Annotated in this window: 29 protein-coding genes; 22 read left to right on the top strand and 7 right to left on the bottom strand. The window is 33.0% G+C overall.

Annotated features, from left to right (window positions below):
• Positions 1-25: 25 nt before the first annotated feature.
• Complete coding sequence (locus K5R64_RS06195) at positions 26-2,053, top strand: hypothetical protein (RefSeq protein ID WP_220761863.1); 2,028 nt, start codon at positions 26-28, stop codon at positions 2,051-2,053.
• 108 nt (positions 2,054-2,161) lie between these two features.
• On the top strand, positions 2,162-3,055 hold the full coding sequence (locus K5R64_RS06190; protein WP_308443154.1) for a YeiH family protein: 894 nt from the start codon (positions 2,162-2,164) through the stop codon (positions 3,053-3,055).
• Here K5R64_RS06190 and K5R64_RS06185 read toward each other — a convergent pair.
• Both K5R64_RS06185 and K5R64_RS06180 read right to left on the bottom strand, forming a co-directional pair.
• Positions 3,048-3,644, bottom strand: a complete 597-nt coding sequence (locus K5R64_RS06185; RefSeq protein WP_220761859.1) for an exonuclease domain-containing protein — start codon at positions 3,642-3,644, stop codon at positions 3,048-3,050. The genes K5R64_RS06190 and K5R64_RS06185 overlap by 8 nt on opposite strands.
• Before the next feature lie 2 nt (positions 3,645-3,646).
• Complete coding sequence (locus tag K5R64_RS06180; RefSeq protein ID WP_220761857.1) at positions 3,647-5,563, bottom strand: DUF294 nucleotidyltransferase-like domain-containing protein; 1,917 nt, start codon at positions 5,561-5,563, stop codon at positions 3,647-3,649.
• Positions 5,564-5,842: 279 nt separating this feature from the next.
• On the opposite strand from K5R64_RS06180, the gene K5R64_RS06175 reads away from it, so the two are divergent.
• The 17 genes from K5R64_RS06175 to K5R64_RS06100 all read left to right on the top strand — a co-directional run bounded on the left by K5R64_RS06175 (position 5,843) and on the right by K5R64_RS06100 (position 17,441).
• Entirely contained in the window at positions 5,843-6,970 is a 1,128-nt protein-coding gene (locus K5R64_RS06175; protein ID WP_220761855.1) for a hypothetical protein, read from the top strand.
• Positions 6,971-6,974: 4 nt separating this feature from the next.
• Positions 6,975-7,220, top strand: coding sequence for a hypothetical protein (locus K5R64_RS06170; protein WP_220761853.1), 246 nt, complete (start codon positions 6,975-6,977; stop codon positions 7,218-7,220).
• Positions 7,221-7,285: 65 nt separating this feature from the next.
• Positions 7,286-7,462: a hypothetical protein gene (locus tag K5R64_RS06165; RefSeq protein WP_220761851.1), complete on the top strand. Its 177-nt coding sequence runs from the start codon at positions 7,286-7,288 to the stop codon at positions 7,460-7,462.
• A 64-nt stretch (positions 7,463-7,526) separates the two neighbouring features.
• Positions 7,527-7,763: a hypothetical protein gene (locus tag K5R64_RS06160; protein WP_220761849.1), complete on the top strand. Its 237-nt coding sequence runs from the start codon at positions 7,527-7,529 to the stop codon at positions 7,761-7,763.
• A 421-nt stretch (positions 7,764-8,184) separates the two neighbouring features.
• Complete coding sequence (locus K5R64_RS06155) at positions 8,185-8,931, top strand: hypothetical protein (protein WP_220761847.1); 747 nt, start codon at positions 8,185-8,187, stop codon at positions 8,929-8,931.
• Positions 8,932-8,955: 24 nt separating this feature from the next.
• Positions 8,956-9,504: a hypothetical protein gene (locus K5R64_RS06150; protein ID WP_220761845.1), complete on the top strand. Its 549-nt coding sequence runs from the start codon at positions 8,956-8,958 to the stop codon at positions 9,502-9,504.
• A gap of 109 nt (positions 9,505-9,613) precedes the next feature.
• Positions 9,614-9,844 (top strand): hypothetical protein, encoded by a 231-nt coding sequence (locus K5R64_RS06145; RefSeq protein WP_220761843.1) that lies wholly within the window; start codon positions 9,614-9,616, stop codon positions 9,842-9,844.
• 129 nt (positions 9,845-9,973) lie between these two features.
• Positions 9,974-10,120: a hypothetical protein gene (locus tag K5R64_RS06140; protein WP_220761841.1), complete on the top strand. Its 147-nt coding sequence runs from the start codon at positions 9,974-9,976 to the stop codon at positions 10,118-10,120.
• Entirely contained in the window at positions 10,113-10,742 is a 630-nt protein-coding gene (locus K5R64_RS06135; protein WP_220761839.1) for a lytic transglycosylase domain-containing protein, read from the top strand. Before K5R64_RS06140 ends, K5R64_RS06135 begins: the two co-directional genes overlap by 8 nt.
• A 36-nt stretch (positions 10,743-10,778) precedes the next feature.
• Positions 10,779-10,901, top strand: a complete 123-nt coding sequence (locus tag K5R64_RS17155; RefSeq protein ID WP_255580312.1) for a hypothetical protein — start codon at positions 10,779-10,781, stop codon at positions 10,899-10,901.
• 25 nt (positions 10,902-10,926) lie between these two features.
• Entirely contained in the window at positions 10,927-11,418 is a 492-nt protein-coding gene (locus tag K5R64_RS06130) for a hypothetical protein (RefSeq protein ID WP_220761838.1), read from the top strand.
• Positions 11,412-11,753 carry a hypothetical protein gene (locus tag K5R64_RS06125; RefSeq protein ID WP_220761837.1) on the top strand — a complete coding sequence of 114 codons (342 nt, stop codon included), beginning with the start codon at positions 11,412-11,414 and terminating at the stop codon, positions 11,751-11,753. Before K5R64_RS06130 ends, K5R64_RS06125 begins: the two co-directional genes overlap by 7 nt.
• Positions 11,754-11,759: 6 nt before the next feature.
• On the top strand, positions 11,760-12,212 hold the full coding sequence (locus tag K5R64_RS06120; protein WP_220761836.1) for a hypothetical protein: 453 nt from the start codon (positions 11,760-11,762) through the stop codon (positions 12,210-12,212).
• A gap of 686 nt (positions 12,213-12,898) precedes the next feature.
• Positions 12,899-13,549, top strand: coding sequence for a hexitol phosphatase HxpB (hxpB, locus tag K5R64_RS06115; protein WP_220761835.1), 651 nt, complete (start codon positions 12,899-12,901; stop codon positions 13,547-13,549).
• A 95-nt stretch (positions 13,550-13,644) separates the two neighbouring features.
• On the top strand, positions 13,645-14,145 hold the full coding sequence (locus K5R64_RS06110) for a nuclear transport factor 2 family protein (RefSeq protein WP_220761834.1): 501 nt from the start codon (positions 13,645-13,647) through the stop codon (positions 14,143-14,145).
• Positions 14,146-14,260: 115 nt separating this feature from the next.
• Complete coding sequence (locus K5R64_RS06105; RefSeq protein ID WP_220761833.1) at positions 14,261-16,003, top strand: APC family permease; 1,743 nt, start codon at positions 14,261-14,263, stop codon at positions 16,001-16,003.
• A gap of 280 nt (positions 16,004-16,283) precedes the next feature.
• Positions 16,284-17,441, top strand: a complete 1,158-nt coding sequence (locus tag K5R64_RS06100; protein WP_220761832.1) for an MFS transporter — start codon at positions 16,284-16,286, stop codon at positions 17,439-17,441.
• Positions 17,442-17,470: 29 nt separating this feature from the next.
• Here the strand turns inward: K5R64_RS06100 and K5R64_RS06095 are convergent, their stop codons facing one another.
• Positions 17,471-18,241, bottom strand: a complete 771-nt coding sequence (locus K5R64_RS06095; protein ID WP_220761831.1) for a TSUP family transporter — start codon at positions 18,239-18,241, stop codon at positions 17,471-17,473.
• Between the two features lie 110 nt (positions 18,242-18,351).
• On the opposite strand from K5R64_RS06095, the gene K5R64_RS06090 reads away from it, so the two are divergent.
• Entirely contained in the window at positions 18,352-18,873 is a 522-nt protein-coding gene (locus K5R64_RS06090) for a hypothetical protein (protein ID WP_220761830.1), read from the top strand.
• On the opposite strand, the gene K5R64_RS06085 is transcribed toward K5R64_RS06090, so the two are convergent.
• Positions 18,870-20,957, bottom strand: a complete 2,088-nt coding sequence (locus tag K5R64_RS06085; RefSeq protein WP_220761829.1) for a M1 family metallopeptidase — start codon at positions 20,955-20,957, stop codon at positions 18,870-18,872. The genes K5R64_RS06090 and K5R64_RS06085 overlap by 4 nt on opposite strands.
• 101 nt (positions 20,958-21,058) lie before the next feature.
• Here K5R64_RS06085 and K5R64_RS06080 point away from each other — a divergent pair, with 101 nt between their 5' ends.
• Complete coding sequence (locus K5R64_RS06080) at positions 21,059-21,793, top strand: diphthine--ammonia ligase (protein ID WP_220761828.1); 735 nt, start codon at positions 21,059-21,061, stop codon at positions 21,791-21,793.
• A gap of 1 nt (position 21,794) precedes the next feature.
• Here the strand turns inward: K5R64_RS06080 and K5R64_RS06075 are convergent, their stop codons facing one another.
• Positions 21,795-22,343, bottom strand: a complete 549-nt coding sequence (locus tag K5R64_RS06075; protein WP_220761827.1) for a DUF1697 domain-containing protein — start codon at positions 22,341-22,343, stop codon at positions 21,795-21,797.
• A gap of 68 nt (positions 22,344-22,411) precedes the next feature.
• Positions 22,412-22,861 (bottom strand): DUF2059 domain-containing protein, encoded by a 450-nt coding sequence (locus K5R64_RS06070; RefSeq protein WP_220761826.1) that lies wholly within the window; start codon positions 22,859-22,861, stop codon positions 22,412-22,414.
• A 233-nt stretch (positions 22,862-23,094) separates the two neighbouring features.
• Here K5R64_RS06070 and recG point away from each other — a divergent pair, with 233 nt between their 5' ends.
• Entirely contained in the window at positions 23,095-25,200 is a 2,106-nt protein-coding gene (gene recG, locus K5R64_RS06065) for an ATP-dependent DNA helicase RecG (protein WP_220761825.1), read from the top strand.
• A 137-nt stretch (positions 25,201-25,337) separates the two neighbouring features.
• Here recG and K5R64_RS06060 read toward each other — a convergent pair whose 3' ends face one another.
• Positions 25,338-26,873: a YifB family Mg chelatase-like AAA ATPase gene (locus tag K5R64_RS06060; RefSeq protein ID WP_220761823.1), complete on the bottom strand. Its 1,536-nt coding sequence runs from the start codon at positions 26,871-26,873 to the stop codon at positions 25,338-25,340.
• Positions 26,874-26,923: the final 50 nt, after the last annotated feature.

Genomic DNA, 26,923 nt, shown 5'->3' with positions numbered 1-26,923 from the left:
AACAAAAAACTATAAATAATAAAAAATGACAACAAGTACCGTTCTATTGATTATTTTATCTTTAATTGTAGCAGGTGGTTTGTCTTTTTTTCAATACCTTTTTAAAGCCAAAAGCAAATCAAAATTGAATTTGTTTTTGGCTTTATTGCGTTTTTTAGCGGTATTTGGAATATTACTTTTGCTAATAAACCCAATTATCACAAAGAATACTCTCGAAGTAGTCAAACCGCCACTTGCTATTGTGGTTGATAATTCTAGTTCGATTAACCATTTGAAAGCAACACAAGCCACTTCGAATGTTTATCAATTTTTAGCAAATAATAAAGCAATCGTTGAAAAATTCAATGTTCAGACCTATCGTTTTGATGCTGATTTTCAAGTCTCAAATCTTTTCGATTTTAAAGGAAAGCAAACTAAGTTTGACCTCATTCCTAATCAGCTTAAAAATTACCACCGAAACCAAACCTTTCCTACAGTAATAATAACAGATGGAAATCAAACCTCTGGTAATGATTACAATTATTCATTTGATAGCAATAACAAAATTTTTCCAGTCGTAGTAGGGGATACCACTGAGGTGCTGGATTTAAAAATTGAGCAATTGAATGTAAATAAATATGCTTTTTACAAGAACCAATTTCCTGTGGAAGTTTTTGTGAATTATTCAGGTGACAAAAATGTCAAAGCTGAATTAACTATCGCAACAAAAAATTCAATTACACATAAGCAAAAAATTATTTTTTCACCCACCAAAAGAAACGAAACAGTATCAGTTCTATTGCCTGCTAATAGAGTAGGGGTTCAGGTTTTTAAAGCAACGATCTCTTCAGTTGAGAAAGAGAAAAACACCTATAATAACACCAAGAATTTTGCAGTTGAAGTATTGAATCAACAAACTAAAATCCTAATAGTTTCGGATGTTTCACATCCTGATATTGCAGCTTTAAAACGTGCAATAGAGTCTAACAAACAACGTAAGGTAAGCATTGCTAGGCCAAAAGAAATCAGCAAAATAGAAGAGTATGCTGTTTGTATTTTGTATCAGCCCAATGCCTCATTTGCGGCTGTTCTAAATCAAATTAAAAAAGCCGGAATCAATACTTTTACGATTACAGGAATGGATACCGATTTTAGTTTTTTAAACCAAAATCAATCTTTTTTTGAATTTAAAATGAGCGGGCAACCTGAAGATTTTACAACTAGTTTCAACCCTCAATTTAATCTCTTTGCGATGGAAGATATCGGTTTTGAAAATTTTCCTCCTTTAGAGAATCCTTTTGGGAAAATAATCCCAAAAACTGCTGTTTCCGTATTGTTATCTGCTAAGATAAGAGGTATTGAAACAGATGCGCCCTTATTGTGTTTTATTGAAAACTTTGGAAAAAGAACTGCTTTCTTATTTGGAGAAAACAGTTGGAAATGGCGTATGCAGTCAGCCATTGACCAACAATCTTTTGATAAATATGATGTTTTTATTGATAAAATAATACAATATTTGGCAACAAATAGTACAAAAAAAGCCTTAGTGGTCCAACACGAGCGATTTTATAATTCAGGCGAATCTATTATGTTGAATGCTCAGTTTTTTAATAAAAATTATGAGTTTGACGAAAAAGCACATTTGACCATTAGCGTACAAAATACCATTACCAAAGAACGTAAAAATTATGATTTATTAAAATCGAATGCTTCGTATAAAGTAAATTTAGACGGTCTAGTTGCGGGACATTATTCTTTTGTCATCAAAGAATTAAATACGAATACCAGTTATTCTAGTGCTTTTGAAATTTTAGATTTTGATATCGAAAAACAATTTGTAAATGCTAATGCTGTTAAATTAGGGTATCTGGCACAGCGTACAGGAGGAAAACTATTTTATCCTAATCAAATGCAACAACTGGTGGACATGCTGTTAAATGACGAAGCCTACCCATCAATACAGAAAAAAAACACCACACGTTCTCCGTTAATAGAATGGTATTGGTTATTGATTCTAATTGTTGGTTTTCTTTCAACAGAATGGTTTGTTAGAAAATATAATGGTTTGTTATAACGATTTGCTGTTTGAAAATCATTTTTTGGAAAATAAAAATAAAAAGACAAGATGACCAAAATACGATTTTTTAAAAACGAGGCTCTCTTACAAAAGGTTGTTTTTGTCATGCTCTTAATAACTTGTCTTAGTACAGCAGTTACTCCTCCAATTGCACTGTTGTTGGGTTTGATAGTAGCCAATGTTTCAGGACATCCATTTTTACCTTTTAATCATATTGCTATTCGGTATTTACTGCAATTATCAGTGGTAGGATTAGGATTTGGTATGAATGCTTTACAAGCTGTAGCTATTGGTTCTACCAGTTTTTTGTTTACATTGATATCCATCATAAGTACACTTCTTATTGGGTTATGGTTGGGCAAATTTTTTTTAATCGAAAAAAAGACCTCTCATTTAATTTCTTGTGGAACTGCAATTTGTGGAGGAAGTGCGATTGCGGCTATAGCACCCATTATCAAGTCAGATGAAAAGCAAACCTCGGTAGCATTAGGTGTTATTTTTATACTCAATTCATTAGCTCTTTTTGTATTTCCGTTTATAGGACACGAACTAGGAATGTCACAAGAAAAATTTGGATTGTGGTGTGCAATTGCTATTCACGATACGAGTTCCGTAGTTGGAGCGGCTAATAAATTTGGAACCGAAGCTTTAGCTATTGCGACCACTGTGAAACTAGCCCGAGCCTTATGGATTATACCAATTGCTCTGTTTACATCAGTATTGTTCAAGAATAAATCGAGTAAAATTAAGGTACCTTACTTTATCGTTTTTTTTGTAATCGCCATGCTTTTGAATACTTATATTACAGGTGTCGCTGATTTTTCTCCTAAAATTGTTAGTGTAGCCAAAATAGGATTAACCGTAACCTTGTTTTTGATAGGTTCAGGTTTAAATAGTTCCATTTTACTCTCTGTAGGAATCAAACCATTGTTACATGGAGTTCTTTTATGGCTCTTTATAACAGTATTGTCTTTATTATCTATACAGTATTTTATTTGAGTCCTAACCTAGATTTTAATTTTAAAAACAACAAGGCTGTTTTATAAGCAAGATTTGGAGACGAAACATTTTCGTCAACTGGAATTTTATATGCTTCTAATAATTCGTTTAGGCTGAAATCATAATCGGTAATTTCAACTAATTTTTGATGCATAATATTAACATCCAAAGCTTCATTTTTCAAGTGGCCACATTCTAATCGTTCCAGTGCAACATTAATCATGTCAACACTAAAATTGATATTGTGTCCTACCAAAATGGCATTTCCTAAATAGTCAATAAAAGCTCTTATAGCGTCAGGTTCTCCCATTTTTTTAAGCTTGCTCTCTACGATAAAATCAAAGGGAAGCTTGTTGTCATGAAAATACTTGTATTGCATCAAAACGGTTTCAAAACTATCACCTACATGAATGCTATCATCAATAACTGAGAAAGCTCCAATAGTCAAAATTACATCGGCGTGTAAACTTTCACCAGTGGTTTCAGTAGCCAAAATTACATATCGTTTGGATTTTTTATTAAAGGTTGATAGGTAATTTTTCCAGAAATCAGGATATACTTTATTTATACTTTTTAACCAATCTAGCATAATTAAGAAAATTGAGTTAATTGAAATTTGTGTTTAATTAAATCTTCTAATTCCTTCATTGGTAAGAGCGCATTTTTTAGTTTTTCTCTATCTATTTTAGTCAGCTCTTCAATATTGATGAATTGTCCTGAATCGTCATTTTTTATTCCTTCTAAAGTTCTAAACTTTAAAAGAGTTAAAAAAGCATCGGCACAATCCAAATAAATTTCAGAATGCTTAGGGTCGGATATAGCTAATTGTTTAAATCGAACATAAGTGTTATTAATTCCTTTGATTCCAAGACTTAGCGTGAATAATCGAGCGGCATCAATTAAAGGTAAAAGGGCACGCGTCTTGATGTCAAATTTGTTTTTATGAGGTCCTTCTTCTTCAACAATAAATTTTTTGAAAAAGGTAAGAGAGGAATTTTTGCGTAAAGCATCATTTCCTAGAAAATCATAAAACGAGATACTATCCACTGCGTTCTCAAAAACGATGGTATTGATAGCTTCTTCAATTCTTTGGTCACCAAAAATAATTTCGTAATCAAAAAACAAACTGCTCAATTCATTGTTGTTTTCTCCTGGATTACGCATCCAATTGTCAAATTGTTTTAACCAATCCGACAATGATTTACACCAAATCATATTACTAGCCAAATGGCCATTAGGACAAAGTGAATAGCCAACTTTTTCTAACTTCAAGGTAGCCTTTTTGGCTAGATTAAGAAAATAATCTTTTACATCGCGATACTTTTCAGGTGCAACATCTTCAAAAACCAAAAAGTTATCTTGATCGGTAAGCAATAATTGCTCTTTTCTGGCCTGACTACCAATACTAAACCAAGCAAAACGAGCAGGAGGGGAGCCTAATTCCAAAATAGACTGTTCAACCGCTCTTTTTAATAAGGCAAAATTAACCTCGCTGGCGATATTGGTAATGTGCGTTAGCGGAATGTTTTTTTGGATGGAGGATTGGATGATATCTGCTAGGCGAGAGCGAATTTGTTTTAATTCACTAGCAGTTTGAGAGCGTTTTATTTCTTTTATTAAAATTCCAGGGTTATTCGCTTGAGCTAAAATTAAATCATGTTCTGTAATGACACCTTTAATTTCGGTTTTATCAGAGCCATCAATGGTTACACACAAATGAGTCACATTGTTTTTTAACATTAACAATTGCGCTTCAGCTAAAGAAACATTTTCTGAAACTGTAATCACAGGCCATGTCATGATAGTATCCACAGTACTTGTAATGGGATGACGTCCAGTAGCAATTTTATAAGTTAAATCAATATCTGTAACAATACCTACGGGTAAGTTATTCTCGGCTACAATCGCATTGTTTAATCGTGTTTCAGCCATTAATTGCGCGACATCTTGGACGATGCTATTGCCTTGAGTAATTAATGGGGAAGTATTGAACGTTAAATTTTGAAAAAACTGCATTCCAGACTGTTGGCCAGTAAAAAAGGCGTTTTCTGAAATAAGATTACTTTCATAATTGGATTTATCCTTGGTGTTGCGTTTGTCAACAGCAAAATTTTCAAGTAGTAAATTCAAAACTTCTGAATTACTAGCAACAAAGGGTCTAAAAACCGCAATAGGTATAGCATAGACAACGCTTTCCTCACGCGCTTTTGCGGTCATCATATAATTGTTTTTGGCGAAAAAGGGGCGCAAACCAAAAATAGTTCCTTGATGGCATTTGTCCAAAATAGTTTCTTCAGCATCCATAATCACATAAAGATTGATGAGCCCTGAAGCCACTACATAAAAACAATCATGTAAAGGGTCATTAACTTTGAATATTGTTTTATTTTTTTCTAAATTGATTACTCGGATACTGGAAGCAATTTCTGATAATTCTTGAAGAGTCAGATGATTAAAAGGTGCATAATCTTTTAAAAAATCAGCAATTTGAGTAGCAATTGTATTCATAGTTATCTTTGATTGAATGCTGCAAATTTACTAAATTAAATAGTCATAAACAGGCATGTTTTGTACGATTATAATTCTTTTATTGAATATATAATTTTCAGTACTTTTTATCAAATTTATTCAAAATATTGTGTTTAAAAATAGGAGTTAGCTGTTATCATCGTAATTTGTCTTTTTAATAATTAATTCTTTGAGTAAAGTTGTTATTAAAATTTTCTATTTTACATAATATAAATTATGGTTCAAATATGTTTGTAGTAATCTTAAAATCAATTTGTTATGATTATAAAAGATATTCCTATAAACATTCCATTAACAGATTCGTTAAGTCTAAAAATACCATTTTCAGAATGCAGAATTTTAGACGAACGTTTAACATCTCAAACAGCAATCTATTATGAAAGTTTGGACGCTGTAGATTGTGAGTTATTTCCCCCGAAACCAATAACAATAGTTCGTAATGGAATTACTGTAAGAATTGGTTTGGCTGAAATTCCAATTTTTAATAACGAAACTAAAGAAAAAAAACAAACAAAATTTATAAACCTTACAGTTTCAACTAAGTTATTGAAACATAGGTATTTTGAGGGGATTAATAAAGAGACAGTAAAACAATTATACTATGAATTTATTGGCTTTAATGTCTTTTATTGCTCATTTACAACCTTTTTGCAGGGATATTTATCCGATGTTGATATATGTATTAACCGTTATGCGGATACTCCTGCAATCTTTTTAGATGCTTTAAATACTTTGTACAATCAAACAGGAACAAAACAAAAGCATTTGCATTTAGTAAATGAAGTTCAAAATATTGGTTTATCGTTCAACAAAAGACAACACGCAAAACCATCTTTACCATTTATTAAGCTTTATCATAAAGAAATGGAATTGTATAGTAAATCAGCGGAATTTTATAACACTTACTTATTTCCACATTATGGACAGCAAGTAAAAAATTTAACTCGTATTGAGGTCACTATAAAAAATTATGCTCATAAGGAAAGACTTAAGAAATTTAAAATTTTACCACAATTTAAAACCCTAGAGGAATATCTAGAATTTACCGAAAAGGATTTATATAATGTTGTTGTTTTTTCAATCAATAGTTATATCGAAAATGCAGTAAGGCAAAAAGCCCCGAATTTAAGCCCTACAGACCATTTAATCTACGAGTTAATTCAAAACTGTGTAATCAAAGGTTATGACCATAAAACACTACTTACAATAGTAGAAAGTTTTAAAGGAACAACAACAGAAAGTACATCAGTAGCACACTCCCGAATGAGAAAAAAAATTACTGATTTGTTTGATTTATTGATACATAAAGATGTCAAAATAGAATCAAAAGCAAGGTATAACGCCCACGTATTAGAATACTTAAAATTTTTAAACTTTAAATTATAGATATATGAATATAGATTTAAGAAACATTAGCCCTGATTTTGAAAATGCGGTTAATGAAGTAAAAAAAGAGTTAATTGTAAATACTAACTCTAAAGCTGTAGAACATTGTGTAGTTAATTATCTTAAGATTAAAAAAGCAAATATTCAATTAAGAGTTGAATTAGAAAAAGAAAAGGAAAAATTTCGAACGCTGAAAAATGACGTTAAAAACTTTACTGATCTTTTTTCCAGGCTTAACGAAATAACGTGAAAACATTATTCTTCAGTTAAATTCCTGGCTTAAAAACAACGTGAATAAATCCCAAATCAAATATTATGAATCAACAACAAATTATCGAAAAACAAAGTGAATTAATCTGCTTAATGGAACAACGTTTTGAAATTATGGCAGGAGTACGAAAAACCGAAAATAAGGGCTTAGAAATGCTTCATTTGACTATGAGAATTCAAACCCTAAATGGTGAACTTTTTAAGCTTAAAAAAGTCGTTTAGCATTTTCGCAAAAGCCGACCTATGATAGTCGGCTATTTTTATCAAATATGTTAATTTAAGTAATATGAAAAAATATCAAAATGAGTGTCAAAATTGTTCTTTTTTTGACAATGAAAGGCATAAAAATGACAATAGAACAAATCATGCAGGAATATGTAAAAACTGGTGTGAAATAACATTTATAAATGATTCCTGCAATCAATTTTTATCAAAACACAATCCTGAAATTTTAGAACCTTTAAAACCAATAAAAAATGAAAATTTTACACCTATTCAAACATCTTTGTTTTTTCCCATTTAGGAGCATTACAATATTATTATTGCTTTTCCTGATAGTGTTAAAAGCTGGGTTATTTAAGTCCCAAAAAACAATAAGTGAGTTAATGATATTTTTATTAAAAAAATAGGAGGGTTGCCCCCCTCCTATCTAAAAACCCTAATGCAATGGCTGACACCAATAATTACACCGAGTTACAAAAATTATCTTACAAAGATATAGAATGTCTTTTAATCGTTTCCGAAGCTACTGCCAAACGTTACTATAATGATATAAAGACAACATACAATTTACGTGCCGTTCTTTATAAACACTTTTTACAGTATTTTAAATGTTAAATAGTATCAAATCGTATCAAATCGTATCAATAATAGAAAAGCCTTAAATAAGGCTTTTTTTTATACCAAATTTTGTTTCAGTATTAATATTAACAAAATTTAAGTATATGAAAATTTGGCAAAGTTCAGAAAACCAAACTGAAAGTCCGGAAATCCCTTTAAATAAGGGAATTACTGCTTTAATCTTAGGTTCTGCATTAGCGCACCACAATTTAACTACTGAGGTTATCAGCATTTGGGTTGAAAAAGCGGGCAAAAACATTGATATCGCAAAAGAGATACTTCTTAAAGATTTAGTTTCTTTAGGAACTTTCGCAGAAGATATCATACAAAGTGATGGTACACTTTTAACCATTGCAAACATCGACCTTACAAAGGACGGCGGTTATATTGTTTTGCAGGAGTCCGAAACTATTAAATTCAAGTTAAGAAACTTAGACGGTACAAAAAACTATGAGTTACATGGTTTAGAGGGATTCTATCCAACTAATACGATTATCATGTATGAGCGTAAAAGTATGGGTTCAGAAGATGTAAGTAGAGATTTTGATGTAAAAGGGTATGATTTAGGAAGTTTACAAACTGACGGCTCTATTACTGAAATTTCATTCACACACGAAAACGGTAGCGTCACAAAAATGTCACCATTTGAGTTAAAAGTTATGAGTCGTACAATTGACTCAGCAAATTACATAGAGGGTTCTGTTATCAAAGTTTCACAAGCAAACCGCATTGTTTTTCCTTTGAAACAAATTGTAAATGTAAACATCAGAAAAGAACCAGGTGTTAGGCTAGACTTCTCTTTGCGTATTGATGAGTCTGACTACATCCGTTACCAAATGCCAACAAAATAATATTAACTACTTAAAATTAATATTATGGGATTCTTTAAAAAAATTGGTGCGGGCATCAAAAAGGTGTCAAAAAAAATCAGCTTTAACAATGCAATTAAGCTTGCTTCAAGTTTCGACCCTACGGGCATTTCAAGGGGTTTAATTGATTCAGTAGAAGCAAAAAAAGCAGAAAAAAAAGCGATTGAGGAACAAAACAGAGCTCAAGCCGAATATGATAAACAAATTGCAGAAAATAACGCAATTGAAGCCGAAAAACAAAAACAATTAATCCGTGAAGCAATGGACAAAGCAGAATATAGCCGTCAAGTTCAAGCCTTGAACACGCAAGCAGTAGGCGGTAAAATTGGTTTAGCTATTGGTTCAATAGGCGGGCAAATTACGCAAAATGTTGTCGAGACAGCAACCGAAAATATAAACAAGGATTTACAAACTGGTTTAGCAAAAGCGGGCGCAAACATTGCAAATCAAACTTTTAACGAATGGTTAAAAATTCATTGGTGGAAAGTTTTATTGGCTGTTCTTGGACTTGGTTTAGTTCTTCGCCTAATGTTACGAGGTGATAAAAGGCGATAAAATACAAAATCGTATCTATTTAATCATTTTCATAATAGATACGATTGTCTTAATCTTAAAAAGGTTTAACGAAATTAAAACATTAATAATCAACTTAATAAATTAAAAAATGGCTCAAAACGATAGATTTGGAAATCCGCAGGTTGTTGTCGGTTTAAAAGATAAAAAGGGTACTGGATACCCAAAAGGTTACTTCGAAGTAGGTAACCAATTATTTAAGGTTACCACATCACCATCTAACAAAGAAGGTGTTCACGAATGGGTAACCATTACCAAGGTTACAAAAAACCAAGGTGGTAGAGGTTTTGGGAACAATGGAAACCAAAAAAGAGGTTTCTAATGTTTCGCTTACTGCTTAAATATTCTTTAAAATTACTTCCGTTAGTTCTCCATGAAATAGCGGATTTAATTAAAGAAAAGCAAAGGCAAAAAAAAGAAACTGAAATTATAACTTCAAAAATTCAAGAAAATGAAAACAATCAATAGTATCACCACTGTATTAAAGTTAGTTATCAAATATGGTGCTTTAATTGCCGTAGGTGTCAAAGTTTTACAATTTGCACTTGATGAAATAGAAGCTTTGAAGCTTGATAACAAAAATCAAGACAATGAGTAATATTATAAGCGAAGTCTTTAAAAAACACCTATCCGAATCGAAACAATTAAAAATTATTGAGGTTGCAACAAAATTACAGATTAATCCAAATTGGTTACTGGCTGTAATCTATTTCGAAACTGCAAAAACGTTTTCACCCTCAAAAGTTAATTCCATCGGTTCGGTCGGTTTAATCCAGTTTACAAGGGATAAAGCGGGAGTAGGTTATAAGACTATAAACGGCAAAAAATACGTTCTTACAGATATTGCAAAAATGAGCTTTGAAAAGCAATTAGATTTAGTTTTAGAGTATTTTAAAGAAGTTAAAAAAACAACTGGTAAAAGTCTTAATTCCTTTATGGATGTTTACTTTGCTGTTTTCTTCCCAAAGGCTCTGAACCAGTCAAGCAATTACGTATTGCAAACATCAAGCTTAACAGCTTCGTTAATTGCAAAACAAAATCCGATTTTTGATATTAACAAAGACGGTAAAATCACAAAGTCCGAAATAGAAAACTTTTTTAGTAGCTATTTTACAAAAAATGGTTTTGACTTTGATGCAGATATCAACCAAAAAAAGGCTTTAAAGTGGTTTATCCCGCTAGTGGTTTTTTTTTACTCTGTGCTTACTATTTCAATCTAAAAAACAATAAGTATAAATATTAAATTCTTTTAAATAATGGAAAAAATTAAAGAGGTGTTAAACTCACCAGTTGGTAAAATCGCTTTAGTGGCGGTAGGTTTTGGAATTGGCTTTTTTATAGCTAAAAAACAAAAATCGGGCAGATATGCAAGGCGTTAGATATAACAAAAGAAACCATTCACAAATGAATGGTTTTTTTAATTGGCTCAAAACTAATTGGTTTTTTGTTTTAGCAATTTTGTTGGTTCTTCCTTTAGTTTATAGATATCTCAAAGACCAGATACAACTAAATAAACTTCAAAATGAAGAGATAAAAGGCGAAAATCAGTTAGTAGATAATGTCAACCCTATTGTTAGAACTCAAAACGCAAATCAAATAACCCTTGACAAAGGCGTACAAAATGCAGCCGCAGACTTAGCGCACCACTTAGGGGTTAAATATAGCGATGCTGGTCATTGGTACGACTTTCTTAATCCAAGGGGATGGACTGAAAATGATGCTGAAGTATTGCGTATTTTAAAATATCAGGTACGTAACTATCACTTAGTAGAGCGTTTATACTACGAGGTTTACACCAAAAGGCGAAACCTTAAGGATGATGTAAACAAGCTCCTAGACAGTAAAGAATTGTCAGAATTAAAAAATTATTACAAACAATATAATAAAGTATGGTAGAACAAAATTTTGTACTGTATGTAAACGAAAAAAAACTTTTAAATTATGTTCCAATCTCTGTTACTGAGATTGGAACAAATTACAATTTTTCGTTTTCGATAACTGAAAAGCATTTAATATGCGGTTTAATTATCAAAGGAGTTCCAATAAAAGGTGATCGCCTAAAAGACTTTCCTTTTAAGGCAATTGAAAAGTATTTATTTGAATTTTCAAACATTCATTTCCTAATTAAAGATAATGAGTATAATGTTGAGAATTCAGATTATAATTTTAATATTCCTAAAGAACCACTTACAGGAATATTTTCAAATGAGTTTAACGAACTTTTTAATTAAAAATATATGTCATTAAATAGTAAAATTTTAGAAATACAACAAGGGATTGATTTCATTGCACAAGCTAACCAACCCAATCAAATAACAAATATTATTGTTTCAGATTTATTGCAACAAATATTTGATTTAAACAAACCCAACTATGAGGAAATAATTATTGCATTTAGACAGGGAGCTAATGACACTGTAATAGTTGAGGAATTTAAAAAACCAAATGACTTAACATTTACATTTGAAAAGGTTTTCACTGGTATAGTTAAAATTACATGTAATCAGCCTATTTTTGGTTTAAGACACCCAATAGTTATACAAAATACTGATACAGACCCGCCCACGTATATAAGATATACTAATGAAAATAGTTATAGTATTTTTGTTATATGTAAAAAAATTGATGACCATACAGAAAATGACGGTCTAACAAATTGTACAATACAAATGAAAAGATTTTTAACATAAGATTAAAAAATATGTATATTTGCGTAAACTTCGAAATGAGATAAAGGGTCTGCAAACCCTCTTGTTTGAAATAAATCAAATATCATGAAAACAATAAAACACTATATAAATAGTATGCTCATTAATTTGGGTATGCTATTTTTTTTTTATCTCTTACCCCTATTTCCTTGGTTATTTTTTTTTATCTCTTACCCCTTTTAGATTATGGATATAGAATTTAAAAAGAAAAATGATTACAGCGTAACAGTATATTTAAACGGTCAAAAAAGGCTATTTACTGAATATGTTCATAGTATATACAGTTACACCCAATGGTTACAAAAACAGTCTATTGAATGGGATTTTATTCTAATCTACGTAAGAAGGTCCAGAAAAGTACTTTGTTATTATGAAAAAAATGATTTTATAGACCCGTTCCCGAATTATAGCAATAGAGGGCGAATTAAAGAAAATTGGTAAAATTATAAACAAAAAAAAGAGGCTCAAACGGTACTGCAATACCTCGCCTCTTATTCGAAATAAATCTATGGCAAATATAATAAAAACTTCGAACTTACATTATTTTTCATACTATAAATTATAGTTCAATATAATTAACCCCGAAATAGTGGTTTTACGTTGATTTTTCTTTTAATTTTTTGTTTAACGAAGTATCATTAGCTTTGTAGAAACTTAATATAGCTATTTTGAAAAGAAACATATTCATATTTGACATGGACGGCGTTATCATTGATTCTGAACCGTTGTGGCGTGAAGCCCAAATAAAAGTTCTTGCGGAACAAAATATTTCAATTACCATTGAAGATTGTATCAAACATACTATGGGCAAACGCATTGATGATGTTGCTCAAAAATGGTGTGATTTATTTGGATTAAAAATAAATCCTAAAATTTTAGAAAATAAAATCATCGAATCTGTTGTGCGGCTTATTCACGCCAAAGGTTCTGCTAAGTTGGGACTTTATGAACTTTTGGATTTTTTGAAACAAAATAATTATACAATTGCGTTGGCAACCTCTTCAAGCATGCCAATTATCAACGCTGTTTTTGAAAAGCTTTCTATAGCTCCCTATTTTGAAGTAATTAATAGCGCTGATGATGAAGCTTATGGAAAACCACACCCAGCGGTATATTTGAGAGTAATTCAAAAATTACAAGCTGCAGTTGCTGATTGCATTGTTTTAGAAGATAGCGTTACTGGTATGATTGCTGCCAAAGCCGCTTCTATGAAAACTTTTGTTATTCCTGAAAACCCTGATGATCCAAGATTTACGCTTGCCGATGCTGTTTTTCCTTCCATGATGGCGCTACTGTATCATTTGCAAAAACAGCATTAACTCTAATAATTGTCATCTAAGTAGTAATAAAAATTAGTTTAGTTCTTTTTTAATTGAAAAAAAAGAGTAATTTTATCTACATACATTTACCCCAAATGACAACAAACGAACCTATAATTCACCAATTTTTTAATGGATTATCAAAAGCTGATGTACTATCTGTTGTGAGCTGTTATGATACCAATATTAAATTTAGAGATCCCATTTTTGGATTATTAACAGGCAAAGATGTAACGGCTATGTGGTCTATGCTGTTAGAAAACAACAAAGAAAATATTAAAATTGAAATAGTCAACAGTAAAAGTGACGCTTATCTTGGGACCGCACAATGGATTGCTAGCTATACTTTTAAACCAAGTAACAAAACCATAGTAAATCACATAACAACTCATTTTCATTTTAAAGAGGGTTTGATAATCAAGCAAACGGATGATTTTGATATTTGGAAATGGTCTCGTCAGGCATTGGGTTGCAAAGGATTTTTATTTGGATGGACAGGTTATATGCAGCAAAAAATTCATGAAAAAGCAATTCAGTCACTACAAAAATATAAAAAGAGTATTAGCGATACCCCCTACTCAAATTCAAGGATTTAGATGTTATGCGATGTAAATTGCCTAGATGTTAAGTTTCTGAACTTTTTCATTATTTAAATTTGGAAATAATTTGCAAACTATTACCTTGCAGGCTCCACATCTTTATTATGAAATAATGAAAAAAGAATTACACACTAAGTTAAATGAATTACAAGCCACTGCAATTTGTGGTAATGATATTAGCTCGTCTTGTTTGTATGTGTCAGCGTTAACCATTATGTATGCGGGTCAATATGCATGGATTTCTTTGTTATTGGTAGCGGTTGTATTGTTTTTATTCCGAAAAATATATGGTGAAGTTGTTGGTGCTTTGCCATTAAATGGTGGAGCCTACAATGTACTTTTAAATACCTCTTCTAAAAGATTGGCTTCCATTGCAGCTACTTTGACTGTATTATCGTATATGGCTACTGCAGTTATATCAGCCTCAGAAGGAATGCATTATTTACATAACATTGCACCTGAAATCAATATCACTATTTCAACTATTGTTATTTTACTTTTATTTACTGGTTTAGCGATTTTAGGTATTGGAGAGTCTGCTATCGTTGCAGTAATTATTTTTATTACCCATCTTACGACTCTAACCTTGTTAGTTTTAGCTTCGGTATGGTTTATATCGATGCACGGTTTGGATATTTTTAATATGAATTGGAACCTTCCTATCACTTCAGGTGGTATTGCTAATGCCTTATTTTTAGGCTTCTCTGCTGCAATGCTAGGGATATCTGGTTTTGAGAGTTCTGCTAATTTTGTGGAAGAACAAGAACAGGGAGTTTTCCCTAAAACCCTTCGCAATATGTGGGCAATCGTAAGCTTTTTCAACCCTGTTATTGCACTATTACTTATTTGTATTATCCCTTTGGCTCATGTGGGGGATCATCAAGAATCACTTTTAGCACATCTGGGGGCTACTACTGGAGGTTCATGGCTAGCTTATTTAATTTCAATTGATGCCGTATTGGTTTTATGTGGTGCTGTTTTAACATCTTTTGTAGGTGTATCAGGATTGTTAAATCGTATGACATTAGACCGAATTTTGCCAAATTACTTTTTAAAACAAAACAAAAGAGGTTCTAATTACCGAATCATCATAAGTTTTTTAATTTTATGTATTTCAGTTTTATTAGTTACCAAAGGTGATATTGTGGCTTTAGCAGGTGTTTATACCTTTTCATTTTTGGCTGTAATGGGCTTGTTTGGAATAGGAAATTTATTGTTGAAATTTAAACGAAAAAAACTTCCTCGTCCTGAAAAAGCCAAAGGAGCTGCCGTTGTTTTAGCAGTTTCTTTGATTATTACAGCATTTATTGGAAATATAAAACTCAATGTTAGTTCGTTTTACACTTTCATTGAATATTTTATACCTGCTTTTGGTTTTGTAGCAATAATGTTGAATCGTTCGTTTTTGATAAAAGTATTAATCGAAGCATTAGAATATTTCTACAAACCTCTGCGAAAAATGGTTATCTTCAGTAACCGTTATTTGTTGAAAATGAATCTAAAAATAAAATCGCAAGAGTTTGTGTTTTTTACCAAAGGGGATGATGTGGCTATAATCAATAAGGTAATGCAATATGTTCAAAACAACGAATCGACGAAGAAATTAAAAATTGTCAATATCAATAAAGATAACGAAAACAATGAATTATTGATTTCAGATCTTAAAGTTTTGGACCGTGCTTATCCCGAAATTGACATCGAGTTTATTGAATTAGAAGGTGTTTTTGGGCCTGAAATCATTGATAAATTATCTACCGAATGGAATATTCCTAAAAACTTCATGTTTATTGGTTCTCCTGGAGATCGTTTTTCTTACCGAGTATCAGAATTAGGTGGTGTGCGATTAATCATGTAATCCGAAAACAATTTAAATAAAGCAAACTAGCCAGAATTAAATCAAAAAAGTATTTAGTTCTGGCAGTTTTTATTTTTACTTCTTTATAATTGTCTTGTATTCAATATAACTAGACAGGAACTAGTTAAAATAATATTCATTGTCAGGATAAATCATTTCTACGTCCATTAAATTCATTGCTCGTATAATTTTTTCAAGCATTGCTCGTATAATTTTTTCAAGCACAAAGCCGTTGGATTCTATTTGACAATTATATAAAAATTAGAACTGTTTCTATTTGATGAAAAAAATACTATTCCTTATTATCCTGGGGCAATTTCTGTGTACCTCTCTTTGGTTTGCAGGAAACGCTATTTTACCTGACTTGATTCTTAAACTAGGTGTTACAGATGCTTTTTTGGCTCATAGTACAAGTACTATTCAGCTCGGTTTCATCACGGGGACTTTGTGTTTTGCCATCTTGTCTATTGCTGACCGGTACTCCCCCTCTTTGGTTTTTCTTATCAGTGCTTTTGTTGGAGCTTTTTTTAATTTGGGGATCACCCTTCCCTATCTAACACCTACTTTAGTATTGACCTGTCGATTTTTGACTGGTTTTTTTCTTGCAGGTATTTATCCCGTTGGAATCAAAATTGCAGCTGATTATTACAAAGAAGAATTAGGAAAATCATTAGGTTATTTGGTTGGAGCCTTAGTCTTAGGAACCGCTTTCCCTCATTTGCTAAAAAGTTTTAGTTTTCATTTTACTTGGCAGTATGTGGTATTTATCACATCTTTTTTGGCCTGTGTAGGCGGGTTTTTAGTGTATGCATGGGTGCCAGATGGTCCTTACCGAACAAAGAGTACTAGTTTTCAAGTAAAAGCCATTTTTTCAGCTTTTCAAAATAAAGAATTATCCGCTGCTGCTGTGGGTTACTTTGGTCATATGTGGGAGTTGTATGCCTTTTGGACCTTTGTACCTGTTATGATTCATAATTACAATTCAATTCATTCTACAATTATAAATGCGACTTCTTTATTAAGTTTTTTAGTTATAGCGAGTGGTAGTCTGGCTTGTGCTATAAGTGGTCATTTGTCTCACTATATTGGAACTAAAAAATTATCTCAAATTATTTTATTCTTGTCAGCTACCTGTTGTGTTATTTCTCCCCTTTTTTTACAAATGGATTCTTCAAAATGGTTTTTGGCTTTTTTATTTTTTTGGTCTTTTGTCGTTATTGCTGATTCTCCTCTTTTTTCGACATTAATTGCTCAAAAAGCCCCTCCAGATATTAAAGGGTCGGTAGTTACACTCGTTAATTGTATTGGTTTTTTCATTACAATTGTAAGCATTCAATTGCTTAGTTATTTTCTTAATTCGAGTAATCAAAACTATCTTTTTACGATATTGGCGATAGGACCATTCATTGGATTGTATTTTCTTAAAGGAAAAGGATAAAAGCAGTATAAAACAACTGTTTTAGGGAATCATTTTTTCCAAAATACATCATACGCAAACCGAATCAAAGTACCAACCACTACAATTAAAAAGAAGACCCGAATAAAACTATTTCCTTTATTAATTGCCAACTTTGCTCCTGCCCAACCACCAAGGGCATTGCTGACTGCCATAGGAATAGCAATCAACCAAATGATTTTTCCCTTAAGCATAAACAATACTATGGAACCAAAATTAGTCGCTAGATTAACCATTTTGGCATTAGCAGAAGCATGTAAAAAATCAAACCCCATCAAAGCAATGAAGGCCACTACAAAAAAACTACCTGTCCCTGGGCCTATAAAACCATCATAAAATCCCACGATGAAACTAATGAGGATGGCATTGATGATTTGGGTTCTCTTCGACAAGTTTTTCGCAATATGTTGCCCAAAATTTTTCTTAGCATAAGTATATATGGCCAATAATGATAAAATAAACAACAACAAAGGTTTCATAAAATCATTGCTCATATAGGTTAAAAGTGTAGAGCCTGCAAATGCTGAAGGGATAGCTATTAACATCATCAAAAACAATAAACGCCAATTCATGGTTACTTTTTTCAAATACTGAATCGCTGCAAAAAAAGTTCCACTAAAAGCGGGGATTTTTAAGGTGCCAATTACCGTTGAAACGGGTAAATTAGGTAGTAAAATCAATCCCACAGGAGTTTGTACTAATCCGCCACCGCCTACAACAGCATCTATAAAACCCGCTGCAAAAGCCGCTACACACAATAAAACATAGATGTAAATTTCCATAATGGTGATTTGAGATCAATAACTTGGCAAAAATAACATTCCAAAATTGAATTCCTCTCTTTTAATCTCTCCAAAAAAACATATTTTTGTGACACAAATTTAAAGCAAACATGGATTCAACTCAATTAATACAACTTTTCTCTTATACTCTTCCATCATTAATTACGGGTGGAGTGGCCTATTATCTTTTTGATTCTTATTTTAAAGACCAACAGCATACCCGAAAATGGTTGTTGCAAAAAGAAACCAAACCTGCCATTATGCCTTTACGTTTACAAGCGTATGAGCGTATGACTTTGTTGATGGAGCGCATAAACCCTGCACAATTATTAGTTCGCGTCCCTCCCATAGCGACCGACAAAAAAGCGTATCAAGATTATCTTATAGCTCAAATCGAACAGGAATTTGAACATAATTTGGCGCAGCAAATCTATATTTCAGCCAAATGTTGGGCAATTATTTTGACGGCAAAAAACGCTACTATCCAAATGATTCTTGTCAATCCTAAAAAAGACAATGTAGAAGATGCCAATGGTTTAAGAGAGTCCATTTTGAAAGAATTACTGGAAAAATCAGCCCCTAGTAATACTGCTATTGCTTTTATCAAGGACGAAGTAAGCGAATTATTTTAATTAAGTTCATTCAGTAAACGTTTCAGTTGAAATTGTTCTGCTTCGTTTAATTGGGGTAAAATATGCTCAAAGGAGGATTTCATATCAGCTTCTTTGAGCATTTTTCGTATGTTGTCTCGACCAAATTTTGAAAATTGCCACATATGATGTGTGGTTGCTTTTACTAAATTAATCAAGACATTATCATTAATGATTTTAAAACCTATTAATTTTTCCAATGCATTTTCTCTAGTAATGGCCTCGTATTCGGGACTTGAATAGTGTATTAATTCTTCAATCAAAGGTTCTTTGTTGCTTATATAATTTGGAGTGGATAACGCTAAAGACAGCCATAAGGTGCGCAAATTGTAATCGTTAAACCCAATCCAATTCTTAGATTGATTGAGGTATTCAAAACGTTTTTCGGGAAAATTTTTCCACAAATAGTACAGTGCTATTTCTTGCGTTTGATAGGATCTGTCGTTTAACAATGTTTCGTATTCTGATTGAAAATCGGTTGGAATTTTAGAGAGAGAGACTGCTATTTGTTGGCGCAAAGCAACATTTTGCGTTGCCATTGCAGTTTGAAACAAAGGCTTTTTGTCTTCCCATTTTTCCAACTTCAATTGGGTAATTATGGCTTTTTTAACCCAAAAAGATGTATCAGAATCCGCAAGGATATTTTTAAAAAACACCTCTTTTTCTTTTAATGTTTTTTGTTTCATTGCTTCTACTTCAAAAAGTAGTTGCATCATTTTATTCTTTACCAATAATTCATTGGCTTTATTGGTGTTAAATCGATAATCTTCAAGCCATACTTTACTAAAAGCATCCAAATCATAATCAGCTACTTTTTTGATTTCTTCAAAAAAATCAACTGTTGTAACCGACTTGTATTGGTGTTTTTTCAAGAAGGATTGCACTGCTTTATCAAAAGCTTTTTCACCAATTTCATTTTGTAAAACAAATAAAGCCCAAGCTCCTTTTTGATAAAAACTTAACGAACTCGCCTTGGGATGCAACACCGGAATAGTATCCGTACGAGAAGCATATTTTAATTGCTGTCCGTATTCGTGCATTTTTCCATAAAAATAATCATCCCCTTTTAATTCTTTTTCAGCCAATAGCGCATAATAAGTTGCAAAACCCTCCTGTAACCAATGGTGTTTTCCACTTTGAGCCGTTATTATATTTCCAAACCATTGGTGTGCTAATTCATGCGCATTGACATTGGTATAACTTCGGTCTTCAAAACCAATGGAGTCCACAACATACCGACTCGAAAAAATAGTCGAAGATGTATTTTCCATACCCGCATATAAAAAATCACGCACTGGAACTTGACGGTAGATTTTCCAAGGATAACCTACGCCTATTTTTTTCTCCAAAAAATCAAAAATCTGCTTAGAATCGCGATAAGTTGTTTCAAACTTTGCAACCTCATTTTTTTCCAGGTACATTTCCAACGGAATTCCGGTTGCTGATTTACTATGATACACTTCGTATTTACCTATAGCTAACATCAATAAATAGGAACTCATAGGTTGGTTCATTTTGTAATGCCAAACTACAGTGTTGTTTTCCTGTTTTTTTGATTTCAAAACCCCATTAGAAATTACTTGATAATCAGTGTCAAAAGCAATTTCAAGGTTAAAAACAAGCTTTTCGTTGACATCATCAAAACTAGGGAACCAATTACTGGTGAATCTCCCCTGCCCCTGTGTCCAAATTTGGGAAGGTATTTTCGAATTTCCTGTTTCATCAAAATTCCCCACAAAATACAATGCCTGTTTTGGAAAAGCTTTGTAGTCCAATTGTAATTGATAGGTGCCTTTTTTAAAGGGTGCTATCAATTGCAGTTGCTTGTCAGTATTTATAAAGGTGACTTTTTTGCCATTAACAAGGACGTTTTCAAAATGCATTTTTTGAGCATCAATGGCAATGGTATCGAGCGGTTTAATAACTTTAAACTGATACACCACTTTTCCCGAAATGGATTTTTTTTTTGTATTTAAAACCAATTTACCACAGGATTTTGTAAAATCAACCGATGCAATTTGTTGGCCAAAAGCGACATAGGAAAGAAAAAGAAATAGATATCTCATGGGAGTGTATGTTTTCTGAAAATCCAAAGTTACAAAAGCTTTTGTGAAGATTTCGCAACATATTTTGTAAGTTTACCTCTTAAACAATACCCTAAATTTCATTGAAAAAGAAAGCCTTATTTAACTGGAGTAGCGGAAAAGATTCTGCTTTAGCTTTGTACAAGATTTTACAAGACCCTGAATTCGAAATAAGTTGTTTACTCACAAGTGTCAATCAACAATACCAGCGCATTTCTATGCACGGTGTTCGAGAAACCTTATTACAACGACAAGCCAAGAGTATTGGATTGCCACTCGAAATCATGAAAATCCCCGAAATGCCTACGATGGAAGTGTATGAAAAGGTGATGAGCGAAACCTTAGACAAACTCAAAAAGCAAGGGATTACCCATTCGGTTTTTGGAGATATTTTTTTAGAAGATTTACGCAAATACCGTGAAGACAAGCTAGCTACAATGGGTTTTACAGGTGTTTTTCCTATTTGGAAAATCCCAACCACCCAATTAATTCATGAATTTATTGCTTTAGGATTCAAAACCATAGTGGTCTGTGTGAATGAAAAATACCTTGATGAACGTTTTGTAGGCCGAATCATAGACGAGGATTTTATCAAAGATTTACCTGAAAATGTAGATGTTTGTGGCGAAAATGGAGAGTTTCACACTTTTACTTTTGATGGTCCTATTTTTTCAGAACCCATAGCTTTTGATATTGGTGAAATCGTTTATCGAAAATACGAAAAGCCTAAAGCATCAAAACCTTCCAATACAGCTTGTGATACTGATGATACTGCTTATGATTACGGATTTTGGTATTGCGATTTAGTCGAAAAATAAATTAGTGACGTTCATCATACATTTTAAGCAATTGTGTTACGGTATTCCAATTACGTATGGTAGCCGTAACATTCAATTTTTTCTCAATATATTTTTGGTCTAATCGTGTTTTTCCTGCCCCTATAGCATATTTAATAAAGATTCTATTATTATCAATTCGGGCTTCATCGGGTTTGAATTGACTTATTTTTAAATCATTAATGCTTTCTGGACGTAAATTAGCAGATACAAAAGCGACATACAACTTTTTGGTATCTAATTCTTTTTCTTTCAAAAAAGGGTTATTAGTCAAACAGGCTTTCAAATCCGATTGATTAATGACAATGACTGGTACTTCATGCCCAAAAACTTTGAAAATTTCCTGTCTAATGGTAAAACCTACTTTGGCAGGATTGTCCTCGTCAGCATCTACAAAAACATTTCCTGACTGGATGTAAGTAACCACGTTTTGAAATCCAATGGCTTCCAAACAAGTTTTCAAAGCCTCCATTTTAATCATGTTATGTCCTGAAACATTGATGCCACGAAGTAAAGCGAGATGTGTAGTCATTATTGGTGTTTTTCTAAAATTATATAACAAGTCCGAAATTCAAATTTTTAGCGAAGCTAAATTTCAGTTTATTTTTTTTCTTCTATTATAAGTTTTTTGTCTTTTAGTTGTTGGTAAATTTTAAAAGAAATCTGCATTCCCCATTTTCTTCCCGCTTCCATAGATTCATTCATGATGTTAGGCATGGTTGCTATTACTTTTTTCCCTAAAGTACTTTGGTAAAAAGCAATCAGTCCGTTGATTTCACTTTCAGTATAGTTAGATTCATAAATTGGGATGAGTAATTCAATCAAATTTTCAGCATTAAATTCCTTTTGTGCTTCATTCCAAAATTCTTCCGGCACATTAGGTTGGCTTTTTTTAAAGTTGGTTAGAATCGTTTGCCCTAGTTGCACGCCTATCTTTGCTGAACCCGTAAGCTCCAATAGTTCTTTGATAGCAGCTGTTTTTGTTTTAGAGGTTTGGGAAAAGCCAATAGTAAAAAGAAAAAGAAAGAGTACTGTGTATATTTTTGTCATGGTGGATTGCAATTTAAAAAGGGCAATAGCTTTATTTAGAGGATAATATTTTTCAAAAATATCGTTTCTTTCTAATAAATACATCTTTGAACCGCCATACTTCTCAACAAAATCAAAAAAGTTTTCATTTTTAAAATTACCAGTAAAAAACTATCTTCGTTTTTCAAATTATAAGCTTATCACCCAATTATCGAATAACTGAACTTCTAACTTCTTATAACTTCTTATTTCAAATGTCAAACCTCCTCCTCACTCCTATCGAATACCTCAAAGGTGTTGGTCCTAGTAGAGGCGAACTTTTAAGAAAGGAATTAGGAATTCACCAATATGGTGATTTGATTAATTTATATCCTAATCGGTACATTGACCGCACCCGGTATTATAAAATTAACGAACTTCATAATACCACTACTGAAGTACAAATCATTGGAAAAGTCATTCATATCAAAACAGTTGAATTTGGTAAAAACAAAAAGCGTTTAGTAGCCCATTTTGTGGACGATACGGGGCAAATGGAATTGGTTTGGTTTCAAGGACAAAAATGGATTAAGGAATCATTGAAACTCAATGAAATGATGGTGATTTTTGGAAAATGCACTGTTTTTAACGGACAGTTTAGCATGGCACATCCTGAAATTGAGTTACTAGCCGAGCATCAGCAAAGTTTGCGTTCGGCCATGCAGCCTGTGTATCCTTCGACTGAAAAATTAGGGAATCGAGGCATTACCAATCGGGTGATGAATAAAATGATGCAACAGCTTTTTGTGGAAACTCAAGCTTTATTTTCAGAGACATTACCAGATTATCTCATTCAAGACTTAAAGTTGATTTCGAAACGTGAAGCATTGTTTAACATTCATTTTCCTAAGAGCAATAACGCTTTGGCGAAAGCCCAATTTCGTTTAAAATTTGAAGAACTATTCTACATTCAGATTCAGTTAATCCTTAAAAATCTCATTCAGAAACATAAAATCAAAGGACATCCTTTTGCCAAAGTAGGTCATTTGTTCACTGAGTTTTATCAAAATCATTTGCCTTTTGAACTGACAACAGCTCAAAAAAGAGTGATTAAGGAAATTCGTATTGATATGGGAAGCAACGCCCAAATGAATCGTTTGCTACAAGGTGATGTAGGTTCGGGTAAAACCATAGTGGCCTTTATGAGCATTTTGCTGGCTTTAGACAATGGATTTCAGGCCTGTTTAATGGCGCCAACAGAAATCTTGGCTAACCAACATTTTTTAGGACTATCAGAATTAGCTAACAAACTGAATTTAAATATAAAACTGCTAACAGGTTCAACTAAAACTGCAGATAGAAAAATTATTCACGAAGAACTTGAAAATGGCAGTTTGCACATCTTGATTGGCACACATGCTTTGTTAGAAGATAAGGTACAATTTCAAAATTTGGGATTGGCTATTATTGATGAGCAACACCGCTTTGGGGTCGAACAACGTTCTAAGTTATGGAAAAAAAATGTCATTCCGCCCCATATTTTGGTGATGACAGCTACCCCTATCCCTCGAACGCTGGCTATGAGTTTGTATGGTGATTTGGATATTTCTGTTATAGATGAATTACCCCCTGGACGAAAACCTATTCAAACCGTTCATCGATTTGACAGTAATCGCTTAAAAGTATGGAAGTTTTTACGGGACGAGATTGCCAAAGGACGTCAAATTTATATAGTATATCCCTTAATTCAAGAGTCGGAGAAAATGGATTATAAGGATTTGATGGATGGTTATGAAAGTATCTCGCGTGATTTTCCGTTACCTCAATACGCCATATCGATTATTCATGGAAAAATGAAACCTGCTGATAAAGAAGCTGAAATGAAACGTTTTGCGGAAGGTAAAACCAATATTATGGTAGCAACAACGGTGATTGAAGTAGGTGTCAATGTTCCTAATGCCAGCGTAATGATTATTGAAAGTGCAGAACGTTTTGGACTTTCGCAGTTACACCAGTTGCGAGGCCGAGTAGGACGTGGTGCTGAACAAAGTTATTGCATCTTGATGACAGGACACAAACTGAGTACCGAAAGTAAAATCCGTATGGAAACCATGGTGAACACCAATGATGGTTTTGAAATTGCTGAAGTTGATTTAAAACTGCGAGGTCCAGGAGACCTGATGGGAACCCAACAAAGTGGCGTTTTGAATCTTCAAATTGCGGATATCGTTAAGGATAAAGAAATATTAGGCTTCGCACGCAACTATGCACAACGCATCCTTGCAGCAGATACCCCACTAGAAAAGCCTGAAAACGCTATCATCAAAAACATTTATCTCGAATTAACCAAAAAGAAAAATATTTGGAATTACATTAGTTGAATTCAAATTCCGCAGTAGAAATATCTACTCAACTTTATTTCTATTCAAATTCAGGCACTTACTCCATTTTTAATCATTGCCCTAGCGCTTTACTCGAAACTGGCGAAGCAACTAGGTTGTTATAGATACTTCAAAATTTAACCTAACCACCCTTCTCTATCCAAACTTCGATATTGAATCGCTTCGGATATGTGTGCTGGACCTATGGCGGGAGAAGCTTCTAAATCTGCAATTGTTCTTGCTACTTTCAAAATTCGGTCATAAGCTCGGGCAGAAAGATTAAGGCGTTCCATGGCTGTTTTTAATAATTGTTTCGAGGTTTCGTCCAAAGCGCAAAACGCTCTAATCAACTTCGTATTCATCTGAGCATTGTAATGTACATTTTCCATTTCCTGAAAACGCACTGATTGCAGCTCTCTAGCAGCAGTAACGCGTTTCCGAATTTCGGTACTAGATTCTGCCTTTTGGTCATCTGATAATTTTTCAAATGGTACGGGAGTAACTTCTATATGAATGTCAATTCGATCCAATAACGGTCCAGAAATTTTACTCATATACCGTTGCATTTCATGAGGTGAAGAAGTTTGTGGCGCATCGGGATCATTAAAAAAACCACTCGGACTCGGGTTCATACTAGCAACTAACATGAATGAAGAGGGATAAGTAACGGTAAACTTGGCTCTTGAAATGGTTACTTCTCGGTCTTCCAGCGGTTGACGCATTACTTCGAGTACATCCCGTTTGAATTCGGGTAACTCGTCTAAAAATAATACACCATTATGAGCCATCGAGATTTCTCCTGGTTGAGGATAGCTTCCTCCTCCTACTAACGCCACATTCGAAATGGTATGATGTGGACTTCTAAATGGTCGTTGATTCATTAATCCTACTTCTTTAAGCTTTCCAGCCACACTATGAATTTTAGTTGTTTCGAGTGCCTCACGCAAAGTCATGGGCGGTAAAATACTAGGTAAGCGTTTAGCAAGCATTGTTTTTCCCGCTCCTGGGGGGCCAATCAATATAATGTTATGACCTCCTGCCGCAGCGATTTCCATACATCTTTTGATGGATTCCTGTCCTTTTACATCAGAAAAATCAAATTCTGGAAAATCCAAACTTTTATAAAATTCTGCTCGAGTATCAATTTTTGTGGGTTCCAATGTGCCTTTACCTTCAAAAAAGTTAATAACTTCAACCACATTTTCAACACCATACACATCTAAACCAGCTACAATTGCCGCTTCTTTGACGTTTTGTTTAGGTAAAAAGAAGCCTTTAAAGCCTTCCTCTTTTGCTTTAATGGCGATTGGTAAAGCCCCTTTGATGGGTTGCAAGCTACCATCAAGCGACATTTCACCCATTATGATGTAACGATCTACGTCGGTGGCTTTGATTTGTCCTGAGGCCACCAAAATCCCAATAGCCAGTGTTAAATCATAAGCCGAACCTTCTTTGCGTAAATCTGCTGGTGCCATATTGATTATAATCTTTTTGCCCGGCAGGTAATATCCATTGTTTTTAAGTGCTGCTGCTATGCGATAACTACTTTCTTTGATTGCATTATCTGGCAACCCTACTAAATGGTATCCAATTCCTTGATCAATATTGACTTCAACTGTTATTGAGGTGGCTTCAACACCAAAAACGGCACTTCCAAAAACTTTAACTAACATAACAGGCTTTTTTTTACTTAAAATTAAAAGTTAAAAATATGGAATTATCT

The sequence above is a fragment of the Flavobacterium sp. UMI-01 genome (assembly GCF_019656315.1).
Taxonomy (GTDB): Bacteria; Bacteroidota; Bacteroidia; order Flavobacteriales; family Flavobacteriaceae; genus Flavobacterium.
The sequence above is the reverse complement of the archived record's forward strand: the minus strand, read 5'-3'. Positions and strand labels throughout refer to the sequence as shown.